Here is a 16110-nt window from a genome sequence, read left to right on the forward strand (position 1 = left end):
CAGTTGGCGCTACGGTCTGCCGGACCAGTGGGAGCGAATCCATCCCGTCGGCACCCCTTCCCGGGGTGCCCTCGCCGTGAGGACTCGCTCATGCGACATCCCCCACGTCTGACAGCGCTCCTGGCGGGAGCGGCGCTCACGGCGGCGAGCACCGCTCTCGTCGTCACCGGTACGGCCTCGGGAGCCGCCACCGCGGCCGCCGCCTCCGCCTGCACCGTGGAGTACTCGGTCACGAACCAGTGGACCGGCGGCTTCCAGGGCTCCGTCAGCGTCACCAACAACAGCACGGCGCTCAGCAGCTGGACCCTCGGCTTCGGCTTCCCCGCAGGTCAGGCGGTCAGCCAGGGCTGGGGCGGCAAGTGGTCCCAGTCCGGGACCTCCGTGACCGTCGTGAACGAGAGCTGGAACGGCGCTCTCGGCACGGGTGCGAAGGTGACGGCCGGCTTCATCGCCTCCTGGACGGGCAGCAACCCGGCGCCCACCGCCTTCACGCTCAACGGCGCGCCCTGCGACACGGGCGGAACGACACCCACCCCCACGCCCACCCCGACGCCCACTCCCACCCCCACCGACCCGACGACTCCCCCGACCACCCCGCCGACCACACCACCCACCACTCCGCCCACCCCGGTCACCGGAGCGCCCGAACTCAGCATCTCCGGGAATCAGTTCACCGACCAGAACGGCGCGACCCGCCGGCTCCTCGGGGTGAACCGCTCCGGCGGCGAGTTCATGTGCGTCCAGGGCTACGGCATCTGGGACGGTCCCGTCGACGACGCCTCGATCGCGGCGATCGCCGACTGGAAGGCCAACACCGTCCGCATCCCGCTCAACGAGGAGTGCTGGCTCGGCCTCGACAACATCAAGCCCGAGTACCGCGGGGCGAACTACGTCTCCGCCGTCAAGGGCCTGGTCGACCGGGTGCTCGCCCACGGCCTGACCCCGGTGGTGGAACTCCACTGGACCCACGGCCAGTACACCGGGAACTCGGCCGGCTGCTCCGACGTCCACGCGTCCTGCCAGAAGCCGATGCCGGACGCCCAGTACACCCCGGCGTTCTGGACCTCGGTCGCGAACACCTTCAAGAACGACAAGCGGGTCGTCTTCGACCTGTTCAACGAGCCCTACCCGGACCGGGCGACCTCCACCGCCGCCCAGGCCTGGGCCTGCTGGCGGGACGGCGGCAGCTGCCCCGGCATCGGTTACGAGGTCGCCGGCATGCAGGACCTGGTGGACGCGGTCCGCGCGACCGGGGCGGGGAACCTCGTCCTGGTGCCCGGCATCGCGTACTCCAACGACCTGAGCCAGTGGCTCGAGCACCGCCCCACGGACCCGGCGGGCAATCTGGCCGCCGCCTGGCACGTCTACAACTTCAACACCTGCTCCACCGAGACGTGCTGGAACGACACCCTCGCCCCCGTCGCCGCCCATGTACCTCTGCTCGCGGGCGAGATCGGTGAGAACACCTGCGCCCACGGATTCGTCGACCGCGTCATGAAGTGGTTCGACGACCGCGGCCTGTCCTATTTGGGCTGGACCTGGAACACCTGGAACTGCGGCTCCGGGCCCGCCCTGATCACCTCGTACGACGGCACTCCCACCGCATTCGGCATCGGGCTGCGCGACCACCTGCGCACCCTGAACGGACACTGAAAGGGTCACCCACCCCCATGAGCCGCACGAAGAGCCGCACCGCCCTGTTCGCGGCGCTCGGCCTGATCGCCGCCACCGGCGCGACGGCCACCGCCCTGAGCACCGCCACCGCCGGCGCCGCCGCCGCGGGCTGCAAGGTCGACTACCAGATCGCCAGCCAGTGGAACACCGGCTTCACGGCGAACGTCGTCGTCACCAACCTCGGCGACCCGGTCAACGCCTGGACGCTGGGCTGGAGTTACGGAGGCGACCAGAAGGTCAGCCAGGGCTGGAACGCCGACATCAGCCAGTCCGGCGCCGCCGTGACCGCGAAGAACCTCTCCTACAACGGAACCCTCGCGACCAACGGTTCCACCTCCTTCGGCTTCAACGCCACGTACAGCGGCACCAACGCCGTGCCCGCGACCTTCACGCTCAACGGCGTCGCCTGCACCGACGCGGTGCCACCGACCACCCCGCCGACCACTCCTCCGACGACGCCTCCCACCACCCCGCCCACCACGCCGCCGCCGGCCGGCACCAAGGCCGACAACCCCTACGTCGGCGCGCGGGTGTACGTGAACCCGGAGTGGTCCGCCAACGCGGCGGCCGAGCCGGGCGGCACCCGGGTGTCGAACCAGCCCACCGGAGTGTGGGTGGACCGGATCGCCGCCATCAACGGCGCGAACGGCGGCATGGGCGTGCGCGCGCACCTCGACGAGGCGCTGCGGCAGAAGGGCGACGGCGAGCTGGCCGTCCAGTTCGTCATCTACAACCTGCCCGGCCGGGACTGCGCGGCCCTCGCCTCCAACGGCGAGCTCGGCCCGACGGAGATCGACAAGTACAAGACCCAGTACATCGACCCGATCGCGGCCATCTTCGCCGACCCGAAGTACGCCGGCCTGCGGATCGTCACCACGGTCGAGCTCGACTCGCTGCCCAACCTCGTCACCAATGTGAGCGGTCGCCCGACGGCGACCCCGAACTGCGACGTGATGAAGGCGAACGGCAACTACATCAAGGGGGTCGGCTACGCGCTCAACAAGCTGGGCTCGATCCCCAACGTCTACAACTACCTGGACGCCGGCCACCACGGCTGGCTCGGCTGGGACGACAACTTCGGGCCCTCCGCCGAGCTGTTCAAGACGGCGGCGACCGCCGAGGGCTCGACCCTCGCCAACGTGACGGGCTTCATCGTCAACACCGCCAACTACAGCGCCCTGAAGGAGGACCACTTCACGATCAACGACACCGTGAACGGGACCTCGGTCCGCCAGTCGAAGTGGGTGGACTGGAACCGCTACACCGACGAGCTGTCGTACGCCCAGGCGATGCGCGACAAGCTGGTGTCGATCGGCTTCGACCCGAAGATCGGCATGCTGATCGACACCTCCCGCAACGGCTGGGGCGGCACCGCCCGGCCCACCGGACCGGGCGCGACCACCAGCGTCGACACCTATGTCGACGGCGGCCGTTACGACCGCCGCATCAACCCCGGCAACTGGTGCAACCAGGCGGGTGCGGGCCTCGGTGAACGTCCGAAGGCGGCCCCGGCGGCCGGCATCGACGCGTACGTGTGGATCAAGCCCCCGGGCGAGTCCGACGGGGCGAGCTCGGAGATCCCGAACGACGAGGGCAAGGGCTTCGACCGCATGTGCGACCCGACGTACACCGGCAACCCCCGGAACAACAACAACATGTCGGGCGCCCTGCCGAACGCGCCGCTGTCCGGGAAGTGGTTCTCGGCCCAGTTCCAGGAGCTCATGAAGAACGCGTACCCGGCGCTGTGACGCCCTGACCGACGGACACGGAGGGGGCGCGGGACTTCACCCGCGCCCCCTTCGTGGTACGTTTCGCGTCGCCGTGCGTTACTGCGATGTCGAGGAGGTGAGACCGATCAACACGATGACAGGTCGGGCCTCCCTCCCCCGCATGGCCTAGGGAGCCCGCAGAAGGCATCCCGAAAGGCTTGAGACGCTATGCGCTTCAGCTCCTCCCTCTCTTTCCTCTCCGAGACGTCGGTCGACGGCGTCCGCGAACAGCTCTTCACCCTCGGCGAGATCCCCGGCGTGCTGTGGACGCCGGACGGCGCCGTCGGCACGCGCCCGCTCGTCCTGATGGGACACGGCGGCGGCCAGCACAAGAAGGCGCCCGGCATCCTGGCCCGGGCGCACCGCTTCGTGGCCGAGTGCGGCTTCGCCGTCGTGGCGGTCGACGTGCCCGCCCACGGCGACCGGCCGAAGGTCGAGGAGTACGACCGGCTGGCGGCCGAGAACCAGGCGCGGGTCGCGGCCGGTGCCGAACTGGCGCCGCTGATCGCCGAGTTCCAGGCGATGGTGGCCCGGCAGACCGTGCCGGAATGGCGAGCCGTCCTGGACGCCGTACAGCAGCTCCCCCACGTCGGCGCCGGCCCGGTCGGCTACTGGGGCGTCTCGCTCGGCTGCGGCCTCGGCGTCCCGTTCGTGGCCGCCGAGCCCCGGGTCCGCGCGGCCGTCCTGGGCCTGGGCGGGGCGCTCGCCTCGGCGGAGGCCGCCGCCCGGATCACCGTCCCGGTGGAGTTCCTGGTCCAGTGGGACGACGAGCGGGTGCCGCGGGCCGAGGGCCTGGCACTGTTCGACGCGCTGGGTTCGGCGGAGAAGTCCCTGCACGCCAACCCCGGCCTGCACGGCGAGATCCCGGCGTACGAGCTGGACAGCATGATCCGGTTCTTCGCCCGCCACCTCGGCTGACCGCCGGTCTGATCACTGTGCGGGCGTCCGGCTCACGAGGACGCCCGCACCACCAGCTCCGTCGGCAGCACCTGACGCGCGCCCTCGCCGGCCGCCGGCTCCCCCTCGCCACCACCCTCGCCCTCGTCGGACAGCTCCCGCAGCAGCATCCGCGCCATCGTGCGGCCCATCTCCTCGATGGGCTGGCGCACGCTGGTGAGCGGCGGGTCCATCAGGCGGGCGACGGCGGAGTCGTCGACGCCGACGAGGGCGACGTCCTCGGGTACCCGGCGCCCGGTCTCGCGCAGCACGCCGCGGGCGCCGGCCGCCATGACGTCGGAGGCGGCGAAGACGGCGTCCAGGTCGGGCGCGCGGTCGATCAGGTCGCGCATGGCGCGGCGGCCGCCCTCCTCGGTGAAGTCGCCGGTGGCGACGAGGAGTTCGTCGGAGGCGAGGCCGGCCGCCGCGATGCCCTCGCGGTAGCCGTCGAGCCGGGCCCGGGCCACGTACATGTCGAGCGGGCCGGTGATGGTGGCGATCCGGCGGCGGCCGCGGGCGGCGAGGTGGGCGACGGCGGCGCGGCCGGCTCCGGTGTTGTCGGAGTCGACGTAGGCGGCGGCCTCGTCGGCGGTGCGCCGGCCGTTGAGGACGACGGGCAGGCCGAGTTCGCGGACGCGGTCGGGCAGCGGGTCGTCGGCGTGCACGGAGGCGAGCAGGACGCCGTCCACGCGCCGGGCGGCCAGGTACTGCTCGAAGCGCTGCCGCTCCCGCTCGGTGCGCACCAGGGTGAGCAGCAGCTGCTGGTCGGCCGCGCCGAGTTCGGCGCTGATGCCGCGGATGATGTCGAGGAAGTAGGGCTCGGCGAAGAGCCGTGCCTCGGTCTCCGGGATGACCAGCGCGATGGCGTCGGTTCGGCTGCCGGCGAGAGTGCGGGCGGCCTGGTTGGGCACATAGCCCAGTTCCTCGATGGCCCGGTGGACGGCCTCGCGGGCCTGGTCGCTGACCCTGGGCGAGCCGTTGATGACCCGGGACACGGTGCCCCGGCCGACCCCGGCCCGTACCGCGACCTGTTCCAGCGTGGGCCTGCCACTGTGCCGTCCGCTCACGACTCTCGTACTCCCCTCGTGCGGCCTCGCCCCGTCCCTTGCGGCGATCAGGTCAAGATAGGCCACGATCCCGGCCCCCGTCGCACCCGGCACCGTTCGACAAGCGAAGGCGGCCTTGCGCGATGGGAGCGCTCCCACATTACCCGAACCAGGACAGGGCGCACCGCCGGCGGGCTCGCGTAACGAATCCGCGTTCATGTCTTGACACTGCCGCCCGAGAGGCAGGAACCTTCCGGCAACGACGACGTGGGAGCGCTCCCATCCGGTCGATCGACGACCGGGCGGGTGGAGTCGCGCGCTCCCCGCACACCGGAACTCGGCGCACGACGAGCACCACCTTTGGGACGAGGAGAGTGGAATGCGCACATCCAGCAGCAGACGGGCCCCCGGCCGCGCCCGCCGTACCGCGCTGGCGGCGACGGCGGCCCTGGTCACCGGTACGGCCCTGCTCACCGGCTGCGGGGACGGCGGTGACGACGGGGACTCCGCCGGCGGCGGCACGATCACGCTGCGGGTCGGGACCTTCGGTTCCTTCGGCTACGACAACAAGACCGGCGCCAAGCTGTACGCCGAGTACGAGAAGAGCCACCCGAACATCAAGATCGTCGAGTCGAACGTGGCCGACGGACAGAAGTACTGGGACACCCTCAAGCTGCGCCTCTCCCGCAACAGCGGTCTCGCGGACATCCAGGCCGTCGAGGTGGGCTACATCGCCGAGGCGACCGGCCCCGCGATGGCGGACAAGTGGGTGGACCTGTCCAAGAACGGCGGCGCGAACCTGGGCGCCTTCCTCGACTGGAAGGTGAAGCAGGCGACCACCGCCGACGGCAAGGTGATCGGTCTCGGCACCGACATCGGCCCGATGGCCATCTGCTACAACAAGGAGCTCTTCGCCAAGGCCAAGCTGCCCACCGACCGCACCGAGGTCGGCCGACTGTGGGCGGGCGACTGGGGCAAGTTCCTGGAGACCGGCAAGAACTACCAGAAGAGCGCGCCGGCCGGGACCTTCTTCCACGACTCGGCGAGCGGTCTGTTCAACGCGGTCGTCAACAGCGACCCCGAGCAGTACGCGAACAGCAAGGGCGAGCTCGCCTGGGAGACCAGCCCGGGCGTGAAGACGGCCTGGGACACCGCCGTCAAGGCGGCGCAGGCCGGGATCACCGCCAAGCTGCGCCAGTTCGACGAGAAGGGCACCTGGAACGCCGCCTTCAAGAACTCGAAGTTCGCCACGGTCGCCTGCCCGAGCTGGATGACCGGCATCATCAAGGACCAGGCCGGCCCGGGCAACCAGGGCAAGTGGGACATCGCCGCGCCGCCGGTGGCGGGCAACTGGGGCGGCTCCTTCCTCGCCGTGCCGAAGTCCGGGAAGCACGCCAAGGAGGCCGCCGAGCTGGCCGCCTGGCTGACCGCCCCGGCCCAGCACGCCAAGGTGTTCGCGGTGAACGGCAACATCCCGTCCACCAAGGACACGCTGTCCTCCGCCGCCGTGGTCGGCGCGAAGATCCCCTACTTCGGCGACACCCCGGTCGGTGAGATCTACGCGGCCGCGGCCGCCCAGATCAAGCCCGCCCCGATCAGCCGCTGGGACGGCCAGGTGAAGACCTTCCTCACCGACAACGGCATCCTCGACATCGAGCAGCGCGGCACCGATCCGGCGAAGGCCTGGGAGAACGTCAAGAAGCTGGTCGACGACAAGATCGACCAGTAGCGGGAGGCGGCGGGGGCCCGGCCGTCGACACGGCCGCCGGGTCCCCGCCGCAGCGCCCCACCCGTACGCACCGAACTGGAAGGACGCCCCCGTGGCCACCTCCGTACGGGCGAGGAAGGGCGGCTCCGCGTCGCCCGACGCACCGCCCGCCCGCTCCTCGCGCCCCGGCGCCCACCGCCCGGACGGCGGCGGCCCGTCCGCCCTGCGCCGCCGGCTCTACCGCTGGGACCTGAAGGCGACCCCGTACGCCTTCGTCGCCCCCTTCTTCCTCACCTTCGCCGCCTTCGGGCTCTTCCCGCTGCTCTACACCGGCTGGCTGTCGCTCAACCGGGTCGAGCTGGGCGGCGATCCGCAGTGGAAGGGCCTGGAGAACTACACCGACCTGGCCGGCAGCGAGTTCTTCTGGAACGCGCTCGTCAACACCTTCACCATCGGTGTGATCTCGACGGTCCCGCAGCTGCTCATGGCGCTCGGCCTGGCGCATCTGCTCAACTACAAGCTGCGCGGCCGGGGTTTCTTCCGGGTCGCGGTGCTCGCCCCGTACGCGACCTCGATCGCGGCGGCGACGCTGGTCTTCACCCAGCTCTTCAACAAGGACTACGGACTCATCAACTCGGCGCTCGGCGCGGTCGGTTTCGACCCGGTCGACTGGGAGTCCTCCAAGTGGCCGGCGCAGATAGCCATCTCGGTGATCGTGACCTGGCGGTGGACCGGCTACAACGCGCTGATCTACCTGGCCGCGATGCAGGCCGTGCCGCAGGACCTGTACGAGGCGGCCGCCCTCGACGGGGCCTCGCGCTGGCGCCAGTTCCTCAGCGTGACGATCCCCTCGATCCGGCCGACCATCCTGTTCACGATCATCGTCTCCACCATCGGCGCCACCCAGCTGTTCGGCGAGCCGATGCTCTACGGCGGCAGCGTCGGCATCTCCGGCGGCAGCGGCAACCAGTTCCAGACGCTGAGCCTGCTCATGTACGAGAAGGGCTGGGTCACCGGCGCGCTGGGCCAGGCCTCGGCGATCGCCTGGGTGATGCTGCTGCTCCTGCTCCTCATCGGCGGCGTCCAGTCGCTCGTCACCCGCGCGAACCGCAAGAAGCTGGGGGGCTGACCCGTGCGCACCCGAACCCGCCCGTCGCTCCGCCCCTCCTTCCGTCAGACGGCCGGCCGGCAGCATCACGCCGGGCCGCTGACCTATGTCCTGCTCGGCCTCGCCGCGCTGCTCTCGCTCTTCCCGCTGTACTGGAACCTGGTGGCGGCCTCGCACACCGGGGAGCGGGTGGTCAGCCCGCCGGCGCCGCTGCTGCCGGGGCCGCGGCTCTTCGACAACCTGTCCTTCGCCTGGAACCAGGTCGACATGGGCGAGGCGCTGGTCAACACGACGATCGTCGCCGGCCTGGTCGCGGCGTCCACGGTGCTGTTCTCCACGCTCGCCGGCTTCGCCTTCGCCAAGCTGCCCTTCAAGGGCCGCAACGTGCTGCTCGCCCTGGTGGTCGCGACGATGACCGTGCCGCCGCAGCTGAGCGTGATCCCGCTGTACCAGATCATCACCGACCTGGGCTGGATCGACCAGCTGCAGTCGGTGGTGCTGCCCTCGCTCGTCGCCGCCTTCGGCGTCTTCTTCATGCGCCAGTTCCTCGTCGAGGCGCTGCCCGTCGAGCTGGTGGAGGCGGCCCGGATGGACGGCGCGCACTCGCTGCGGATCATCTGGCACGTGGTGTTCCCGGTGGCGCGCCCCGCGATGGCCGTCCTCGGCATGCTGGTCTTCGTGCAGGCGTGGAACGACTTCTTCTGGCCGTTCATCGCGCTCACCCCGGACGGCAACCCGACCCTCCAGGTGGCCCTGGCCGGCCTGGGCGCGGGCAACCACACGGTCGACCAGGCCGTGGTGCTGACCGGCGCGCTGATCTCGACGGTGCCGCTGCTGCTGGTGTTCGCCGTGCTCGGCAAGCACATCGTCGGCGGGATCACCGCGGGCGCGGTCAAGAGCTGACGCCCGCGCGCCGATTCCTTTCCCGTACCTCTCCGCACCACTCCGTACCCCCGCCTGCCTCGCAACGCTCCGGTACGTCCCTTTGTCACCCCTTCTGTCTTCCGTTGGGAGCGCTCTCATATGACCGCGTCCGAAACCCGGCCGCTGACCGCCGTCCGCCGATTCCCGTCCGACTTCCTGTGGGGCGCGGCCACCGCCGCGTACCAGATCGAGGGGGCGGCGGCCGAGGACGGCCGGACGCCGTCCATCTGGGACACCTTCTCGCACACCCCCGGGAAGGTCTTCGAGGGCCACACGGGCGATGTCGCCGTGGACCACTACCACCGCTTCCGCGACGACGTCCGGCTGATGTCCGAGCTCGGTCTGAACGCGTACCGCTTCTCGGTGTCGTGGTCGCGGGTGCAGCCGACCGGGCGCGGCCCGGCGGTGCAGAAGGGTCTGGACTTCTACCGGCGGCTGGTCGACGAGCTGCTCGACGCCGGCATCGAGCCGGCCCTGACCCTCTACCACTGGGACCTGCCGCAGGAGCTGGAGGACGCGGGCGGCTGGCCCGAGCGGTCGACGGCGGAGCGGTTCGCGGCGTACGCGACGCTGGTCGCCGACGCGCTCGGCGACCGGGTGACCCGCTGGACCACCCTGAACGAGCCGTGGTGCAGCGCCTTCCTGGGGTACGGCTCCGGGGTGCACGCGCCGGGCCGCACCGACCCGGTGGCCTCGCTGCGCGCCGCGCACCACCTCAACCTGGGCCACGGGCTCGCGGTGCAGGCGCTGCGCTCGACGCTGCCGGCGGGGGCGAAGCTGGCGGTCTCGCTCAATCTGCACGAGGTGCGCCCGCTGACCGGCTCCGCCGCGGACCGCGAGGCGGCCCGCCGGATCGACACCGTCGGCAACGAGGTGTGGCTGGGCCCGATGCTGGAGGGCCGCTACCCCGAGGAGCTGTTCGCGGACACCGCGCACCTGACGGACTGGAGTTTCGTACGGCCCGGGGACGAGGCGACGGCCGGGCAGCGGCTCGACTGGCTGGGCATCAACTACTACACGCCGACAGTGGTCTCGAAGGTCGCCGAGGGCGAGGAGAAGCCACAGGACGACGGGCACGGCGCCAGCGCCTTCTCGCCGTGGCCGGGCGCGGACGACGTGGCCTTCCACCAGGCGGACGGGCCGCGCACGGCGATGGGCTGGCCGGTGGACCCGTCGGGTCTGACGGACCTGCTGACCCGGGTCGCGGCCCGCTATCCGGACCTGCCGCTGGTGGTGAGCGAGAACGGCGCGGCGTACGAGGACGTGGTCGGCGCGGACGGTTCGGTGCACGACCCGGAGCGGACCGCCTATGTGCACGCGCACCTGGAGGCGGTGCACCGGGCGGTCGAGGCGGGCGCGCCGGTGCACGGCTACTTCCTGTGGTCGCTGCTCGACAACTTCGAGTGGGCGTACGGCTATGCGAAGCGGTTCGGCGCGGTGCACGTGGACTACGCCACGCAGGTGCGCACGCCGAAGTCGAGCGCCCGCTGGTACGCGGAGGTGGCGCGGTCGGGCGAGCTGCACGCCCCGGGGGCGGAGGCCTGAGCGGTCGTTCGAACGGACGCTTGAGCGAAGATCGTGAAGAGGTACGGTTTCCGGGCGGTCCGCCGACCGGGAACCGTACCGTCACGGAGGAAGTGCACGCGTATGTCTGTGATCCACAGGACGACCATGGCGCCGACCAAGCTGAAGCTGCTCACGGCCTGGCTGCCGACCCGCCCCTGGTACCGGGGCGGCGCGGAGGCGGTGCCCGAGCTCGCGAAGGCCGGCGGCTTCCGGCTCGACGACCCGGAGGGCGAGGTGGGCATCGAGTTCATGGTGGTCACGGACTCCGCCGGGGACGAGGTCCACGCGTATCTGGCGGCGATGACCTACCGCGCGGCGCCGCTCGCGGGCGCCGAGCACGCGCTGATCGGCACGACGGAGCACGGGGTGCTCGGCACCCGCTGGATCTACGACGGCGCCCATGACCCGGTCCTGCTCGGCGAGTTGGCCGCGCTGCTGGAGGGCCGTGCGGTCCCGCAGGCGCAGAGCGTGTCGGACACCACGGACCCGACCGTCGAGGCCTCCTTCGACGGGCCGGCGGGCACGTGGGACGCGACGGCCGCGCCGGTCGTGGAGGAGGGCGCGTACGGCACGGACGTACGGCTCGGGGCGGGCGCGCCGCCGCTGCGCCTGGCCCGGGTGCTCGACGAGAAGGCGGCCGGCCCGCGCGGCCATGTGGTCACCGGCTGGTCGCTGCCGGACGGCGAGGCGCGCCGCGGGGCGTACCTCCTGGTGCTCGACCCTTCCTGAGGGCTTGAGGGTCTGAGGGGCCGCCTCAGAAGACGGACAGGCCGGTGATGGTGGTGAACCGGTCGAGGGCGGTGACGCCCGCGACCGAGTTCCCCCGCTCGTCCAGGCCGGGGCTCCACACGCACAGGGTGCAGCGCCCGGGGACGACGGCGATGATGCCGCCGCCGACGCCGCTCTTGCCGGGAAGTCCGACCCGGTAGGCGAAGTCGCCGGCGGCGTCGTACGTCCCGCAGGTCAGCATCACCGAGTTGACCTGCTTGGCCTGGCTGCGGGTGAGCAGCCGGGAGCCGTCGGCGCGGATGCCGTGCCGGGCGAGGAAGCCGGTGGCGAGGGCGAGGTCGGCGCAGGAGGCCTCGACGGAGCACTGGCGGAAGTACTCGCGCAGCAGGGTGGGCACGGGGTTGGCGATGTTGTCGTACGAGGCCATGAAATGCGCGAGGGCGGCGTTGCGGTCGCCGTGCGCGGTCTCGGAGGCGGCGACGTCGCGGTCGAAGTCGAGGTCCTGGTTGCCGCTCTCGGCACGCAGGAAGTCGAGCAGGACGCCGGAGGCGTCGCCGGTGATGCGGTGCAGCTGGTCGGTGACGACGAGGGCGCCGGCGTTGATGAACGGGTTGCGCGGGATGCCGTTCTCGTACTCCAGCTGGACCAGCGAGTTGAACGGGTTGCCGGAGGGTTCGCGGCCGACGTGGTCCCAGAGCGCCTCGCCCTTGCGGGCGAGAGCGAGCGCGAGGGTGAAGACCTTGGTCACGGACTGGGTGGAGAAGGGCCGCTGCCAGTCGCCGACGCCGTACACCGTGCCGTCGAGTTCGGCGACCGCCATGCCGAAGCTGCCGGGGTCGCCGGAGGCGAGTGCGGGGATGTAGTCGGCGGGGCGCCCGCGTTCCGTGAGGGCGGCGATCTCCTCGGCGATCCGGTCGAGGACGGGTTCGAACGTCAACAGCATGATCACATCATGCGCTGCGCGGTCCCGGGCCGCTGTCAGTGCCCCCTCCTATGATCTTGTCGTGTGTCGCAGGGGCGGGCACCCGGCCGCGGTGCGGTCGGTCATGGGGAGGGGATGTTTCATGCGACGACGACAGGTCCGACAGGCGCGGCGGAGTCTTCGGCTGACTCTGGCGGGGGTGGTGGCCGCGGTGCTGCTGCCCGCGACGGCGGCCACGGCCGAGGCGGAGACGCCGAGCCCGCGCACGTACACGGTCTGGCAGTGGAACGTGGCGGGGAACACGATCCATCACGGCTCGACCACCGACGGCCTGATCACGCAGGCGGCCGCCTCCGTCGTCAACCGGTCCGCCGACTTCGCGGCCTTCAACGAGCTGTGCCAGGGACAGTACAGCGCGCTGGTGAACGAGCTGCGGGCCAAGCGCTGGCCGCAGGACCCGCAGAACTTCGCCCGCTTCGAGCCGAGCCGCGCGGCGGGCAACGCGGCGGTGTGCGGCGGCGAGGCGTTCGGGAACGCGCTGTTCAGCAAGCGGCCGCTCGGTGCCGCCGCCCGCTTCGCGCTGCCGGACGACGGGACGGCGGAGAAGCGCAACCTGCTGTGCGCGCCGCTGACCGACGGCACGGCGACCCGGTTCTGCACGACGCACATCACGACGAGCCAGGACTTCAACGTGGCGCAGCTGGAGTTCGTGCGGCAGAAGCTGGAGGAGTACGCGGGCACCGGTGAGACGGCGCTGATCGCGGGCGACTTCAACGCCCAGCCGCACTACGGCCGGCTGAACTCGTACTACGCGCCCAGCCTGGACACGCCCAACAACACGAACAACACGGGCCAGTACCGGGAGCTCGACGACAACGACGCCGGCCACTGCCTCGGCTACGGGGAGTGGACGGCGGACGGGACGCCCGGGGCGACGCCGCCGTGCGGCGGGTACGCGAAGATCGATCACATCTTCGTACGGGAGAGCGCCCTGGCGGGGCCGTACAGCGCGGACTCGCTCGCGATCTCGACCGCGTGCACGGGCGTCTCGGCCTGCTCCGACCATCGGATACTCGTCGGTACGGTGACGGTCGGGTAGCCGCGCCCACCTCCGTTGAGTGGCGCGGCCGCGGTGGCCGGGTGAGGGTGGCCAGGGGGCTGACTGGGACGGAGGTGAGCCGGGTGCCGCTGACCGCGGACGAGCCGGGCGCGCCCTGCTGGCTGAGCCTGGCGGTGCGCGATCTCGGCGCGGCGGAGGAGTTCTACGGGGCGGTGCTCGGCTGGACCTTCCGGCACGGGCCACTGGGCCACGGCTTCTCGGTGGGCGAGCGGGACGGCGTGCCGGTGGCCGGGATCGGCGAGGTGGCGGACCGGATGTCGGTGCCGGTGGCGTGGACGGTGTACTTCGCGGTCGCCGACGCGGACGCGGCGGTGGCCCGGATCCGGGAGCGCGGCGGCACGGTCGGGGTCGGCCCGGTGGCCTACCCGCCGCGCGGGCGCGCGGCGCTCGCCACGGACGTGGAGGGCGCGGCCTTCGGCGTCTGGGAGGGCCGGGTGTCCTCGCGCTGGCGGATCGGCGAGCACCAGGCCCCGGCCTGGCTGGAGCTCCACACCCGCAACGCCTTCGACGCGGCCCTCTTCTACGGCGGCGTCCTGAACTGGGTGAACGGCACGGAGGGCGCCCCGCAGCGCTTCGAGGTGTCCTACGAGGACGAGCAGGTCGTCCTCCGCCGCCAGGGCACCCCGGTCGCCCGCCTCAACAGCGGGCCGGCCGAGGCCGCCTCCCCGCAGCCACAGCTCCGCCCCCGCTGGCTCGTCCACTTCCGGGTCCCCGACCTGGAACGCGCGAAGACGGCCGTCCTGGACCTCGGCGGTCACCTGGTCCCGGAGGCCGACCACGGCTGGCCCGCCCCGGAGGGCCGCCGGACGACGGTCCGCGACCCGCAGGGCGGACTGTTCACGCTGGACGAGTGGCTGGAGGGCTGAGCCTTCGCCGCTCAGTGCGCCGTCGGCGCCTCCAGGTCCAGTTCGCCCTCCGGCCCCGGTGCGAACCACCGTTCCGTGGCCGCGTCCGGCACCTCGGCGAGGGTCGGTGGGGTCCAGTGGGGGTTGCGGTCCTTGTCGACGACCTGGGCGCGGATGCCTTCGGTCAGGTCCGGGGAGCGGAGGGCGGCGCAGGAGAGGCGGAATTCGGTGGTGAGGGCCGCTTCGAGGGAGTCGAGGGTGCGGGCGCGGCGGAGGGCGGTGAGGGTCGCCTTGAGGGCGGTGGGCGATCGGGTGAGGAGGAGGGTGGCGGTCTCCTTGGCCTCCGGGACGCCGGAGTCGGTGAGCCGCTGGACGATCTCCTCGACGGTGTCGGCGGCGTAGCAGGCGTCGATCCAGGCGCGGCGGCCGGCGAGCTCGCCGGCCGGGGCGGGGCGGGCGAAGCGGGCGACGGCCGTGGCGGCGTCCTCGTGGGTGAGGGCGGCGGTGAGGGCGGGCAGCTCGGCGGCGGGGACGTGGTGGTCGGCGAGGCCGGCCAGGAGCGCGTCGGCGGGGCCGACGGGGGTGCCGGTGAGGGCGAGGTGGGTGCCGAGTTCGCCGGGGGCGCGGCCGAGCAGCCAGGTGCCGCCGACGTCGGGGACGAAGCCGATGCCTGTCTCGGGCATGGCGACCCGGGAGCGTTCGGTGACGACGCGGACGGAGGCGTGGCCGGAGATCCCGACGCCGCCGCCCATGACGATGCCGTCCATGAGGGCGACGTAGGGCTTGGGGTAGCGGGCGATGCGCGCGTTGAGCCGGTACTCGTCGCGCCAGAAGGCGACGGAGGCGCTGCCGCCGGCGACGGCGTCGGCGTGGATGGCCCGGATGTCGCCGCCGGCGCACAGTCCGCGCTCGCCGGCGCCGCGCAGCACGACGGTGGTGACGGCGGGGTCGTCGGCCCAGGCGGTGAGCGCCTCGTCGATCCGGCGCACCATGCCGTGGGTGAGGGCGTTGATGGCGCGCGGCCGGTTGAGGGTGAGGAAGCCGGCGCGGCCCTCGGTGTGGACGAGGACCTCGGGCTCGGGGAGGTCGGCGGTGACCGACATGCTGTGTCCTTCCGGCTGCCGAAACGATCTTCCGTCCACCGTAACGGTCCCGGCCCGGTCCGCACAGGCCCCTCCGTCCGCTACCGTACCCGCGGGTAACACAACGGCGGAGGGGAGCGGACCGATGACGGACGCGGCACGGCGGTGGAATCTGGCGGAGTCGCTGCGGGTGGACGCGGACCGCGCCACCCTGTACGGCCTGGTGTCGGACCTGCGGAACATGGGGCGGTGGAGCCCGGAGTGCCGCGGGGTGTGGGTGCGGCGGCCGCCGGTGCGGCCGGGCACCCGGTTCGTCGGCTTCAACCGACGCGGCCCCTTCCTGTGGTTCACCACGGGCCGGGTCACCACCGCCCGCCCGGGCGAGGCCTTCGTCTTCGAGGTGGGGGTGTTCGGGCTGCCGATCGCGCGCTGGGGCTACCGCTTCGAGGACGCCGAGGAGCACCCCGGTGAGGAGAACCCCGGCGGCGGCACCCTGGTCACCGAGACCTGGGAGGACCTGCGCACCGGCCGCGGCGCCGGGCTCGCGACGCTGCTCGGCACGGTCTTCGCGGGCACGAACACGGAGCGCCGGATCGCGGTGAACCGGCACGGGATGCGCACCACGCTCGAACGGCTCGCGCGGACGGCCACGGCGGCCGCGGCGGGCACCGCCGGCTGACC

At 72.1% G+C, this 16110-nt stretch carries 14 protein-coding genes; 11 read left to right on the forward strand and 3 right to left on the reverse strand.

From position 1 onward, the window contains the following. Nucleotides 1-90: 90 nt before the first annotated feature. From JAO84_RS00760 to JAO84_RS00770, 3 genes are all read left to right on the forward strand, one after another. A complete protein-coding gene (locus JAO84_RS00760) occupies nt 91-1653 on the forward strand; it encodes a cellulase family glycosylhydrolase (protein ID WP_370409452.1) in 1563 nt (520 codons plus the stop codon). A 17-nt stretch (nt 1654-1670) separates the two neighbouring features. After that, a complete protein-coding gene (locus JAO84_RS00765) occupies nt 1671-3422 on the forward strand; it encodes a glycoside hydrolase family 6 protein (RefSeq protein ID WP_370409454.1) in 1752 nt (583 codons plus the stop codon). A 189-nt stretch (nt 3423-3611) separates the two neighbouring features. Beyond that, nucleotides 3612-4361, forward strand: a complete 750-nt coding sequence (locus JAO84_RS00770) for a dienelactone hydrolase family protein (protein ID WP_370409456.1) — start codon at nt 3612-3614, stop codon at nt 4359-4361. A gap of 32 nt (nt 4362-4393) precedes the next feature. On the opposite strand, the gene JAO84_RS00775 is transcribed toward JAO84_RS00770, so the two are convergent. Then, nucleotides 4394-5446 carry a LacI family DNA-binding transcriptional regulator gene (locus JAO84_RS00775; protein ID WP_370409458.1) on the reverse strand — a complete coding sequence of 351 codons (1053 nt, stop codon included), beginning with the start codon at nt 5444-5446 and terminating at the stop codon, nt 4394-4396. A gap of 358 nt (nt 5447-5804) precedes the next feature. Here JAO84_RS00775 and JAO84_RS00780 point away from each other — a divergent pair, with 358 nt between their 5' ends. The 5 genes from JAO84_RS00780 to JAO84_RS00800 all read left to right on the forward strand — a co-directional run bounded on the left by JAO84_RS00780 (nt 5805) and on the right by JAO84_RS00800 (nt 11460). Further along, entirely contained in the window at nt 5805-7154 is a 1350-nt protein-coding gene (locus tag JAO84_RS00780; protein ID WP_370409460.1) for an ABC transporter substrate-binding protein, read from the forward strand. A gap of 91 nt (nt 7155-7245) precedes the next feature. Further along, the gene (locus tag JAO84_RS00785; protein ID WP_370409462.1) at nt 7246-8262 is read left to right on the forward strand and encodes a carbohydrate ABC transporter permease; all 1017 of its coding nucleotides are present in this window, start codon (nt 7246-7248) and stop codon (nt 8260-8262) included. A 3-nt stretch (nt 8263-8265) separates the two neighbouring features. Next, on the forward strand, nt 8266-9144 hold the full coding sequence (locus tag JAO84_RS00790; protein ID WP_370409464.1) for a carbohydrate ABC transporter permease: 879 nt from the start codon (nt 8266-8268) through the stop codon (nt 9142-9144). 120 nt (nt 9145-9264) lie between these two features. Beyond that, nucleotides 9265-10710: a GH1 family beta-glucosidase gene (locus JAO84_RS00795; RefSeq protein ID WP_370409466.1), complete on the forward strand. Its 1446-nt coding sequence runs from the start codon at nt 9265-9267 to the stop codon at nt 10708-10710. Nucleotides 10711-10812: 102 nt separating this feature from the next. Further along, nucleotides 10813-11460, forward strand: coding sequence for a 1,4-alpha-glucan branching protein (locus tag JAO84_RS00800; protein ID WP_370409468.1), 648 nt, complete (start codon nt 10813-10815; stop codon nt 11458-11460). Nucleotides 11461-11485: 25 nt separating this feature from the next. Here JAO84_RS00800 and JAO84_RS00805 read toward each other — a convergent pair whose 3' ends face one another. Further along, complete coding sequence (locus JAO84_RS00805) at nt 11486-12403, reverse strand: glutaminase (protein ID WP_265865892.1); 918 nt, start codon at nt 12401-12403, stop codon at nt 11486-11488. 121 nt (nt 12404-12524) lie between these two features. On the opposite strand from JAO84_RS00805, the gene JAO84_RS00810 reads away from it, so the two are divergent. Continuing rightward, entirely contained in the window at nt 12525-13481 is a 957-nt protein-coding gene (locus tag JAO84_RS00810) for an endonuclease/exonuclease/phosphatase family protein (protein WP_370409471.1), read from the forward strand. Between the two features lie 83 nt (nt 13482-13564). Then, entirely contained in the window at nt 13565-14368 is an 804-nt protein-coding gene (locus JAO84_RS00815) for a VOC family protein (protein ID WP_370409473.1), read from the forward strand. An 11-nt stretch (nt 14369-14379) separates the two neighbouring features. On the opposite strand, the gene JAO84_RS00820 is transcribed toward JAO84_RS00815, so the two are convergent. Next, the gene (locus tag JAO84_RS00820) at nt 14380-15450 is read right to left on the reverse strand and encodes an enoyl-CoA hydratase/isomerase family protein (protein ID WP_370409475.1); all 1071 of its coding nucleotides are present in this window, start codon (nt 15448-15450) and stop codon (nt 14380-14382) included. A gap of 124 nt (nt 15451-15574) precedes the next feature. Between JAO84_RS00820 and JAO84_RS00825 the strand changes: the two genes are divergently transcribed. Beyond that, nucleotides 15575-16108 carry an SRPBCC family protein gene (locus JAO84_RS00825; protein WP_370409477.1) on the forward strand — a complete coding sequence of 178 codons (534 nt, stop codon included), beginning with the start codon at nt 15575-15577 and terminating at the stop codon, nt 16106-16108. Nucleotides 16109-16110 lie beyond the last annotated feature (2 nt).

Origin of the sequence: Streptomyces fradiae, from assembly GCF_041270065.1 — a bacterium.
Classification (GTDB): Bacteria; Actinomycetota; Actinomycetes; order Streptomycetales; family Streptomycetaceae; genus Streptomyces.

What these genes read in the sequence shown, in the direction of transcription:
- JAO84_RS00765 (WP_370409454.1), top strand. Translation starts at nt 1,671, where the DNA reads ATGAGCCGCACGAAGAGCCGCACCGCCCTGTTCGCGGCGCTCGGCCTG.
- JAO84_RS00770 (WP_370409456.1), top strand. Translation starts at nt 3,612, where the DNA reads ATGCGCTTCAGCTCCTCCCTCTCTTTCCTCTCCGAGACGTCGGTCGAC.
- JAO84_RS00760 (WP_370409452.1), top strand. Translation starts at nt 91, where the DNA reads ATGCGACATCCCCCACGTCTGACAGCGCTCCTGGCGGGAGCGGCGCTC.
- JAO84_RS00810 (WP_370409471.1), top strand. Translation starts at nt 12,525, where the DNA reads ATGCGACGACGACAGGTCCGACAGGCGCGGCGGAGTCTTCGGCTGACT.
- JAO84_RS00820 (WP_370409475.1), bottom strand. Translation starts at nt 15,450, where the DNA reads ATGTCGGTCACCGCCGACCTCCCCGAGCCCGAGGTCCTCGTCCACACC.
- JAO84_RS00800 (WP_370409468.1), top strand. Translation starts at nt 10,813, where the DNA reads ATGTCTGTGATCCACAGGACGACCATGGCGCCGACCAAGCTGAAGCTG.
- JAO84_RS00780 (WP_370409460.1), top strand. Translation starts at nt 5,805, where the DNA reads ATGCGCACATCCAGCAGCAGACGGGCCCCCGGCCGCGCCCGCCGTACC.
- JAO84_RS00795 (WP_370409466.1), top strand. Translation starts at nt 9,265, where the DNA reads ATGACCGCGTCCGAAACCCGGCCGCTGACCGCCGTCCGCCGATTCCCG.
- JAO84_RS00805 (WP_265865892.1), bottom strand. Translation starts at nt 12,403, where the DNA reads ATGCTGTTGACGTTCGAACCCGTCCTCGACCGGATCGCCGAGGAGATC.
- JAO84_RS00825 (WP_370409477.1), top strand. Translation starts at nt 15,575, where the DNA reads ATGACGGACGCGGCACGGCGGTGGAATCTGGCGGAGTCGCTGCGGGTG.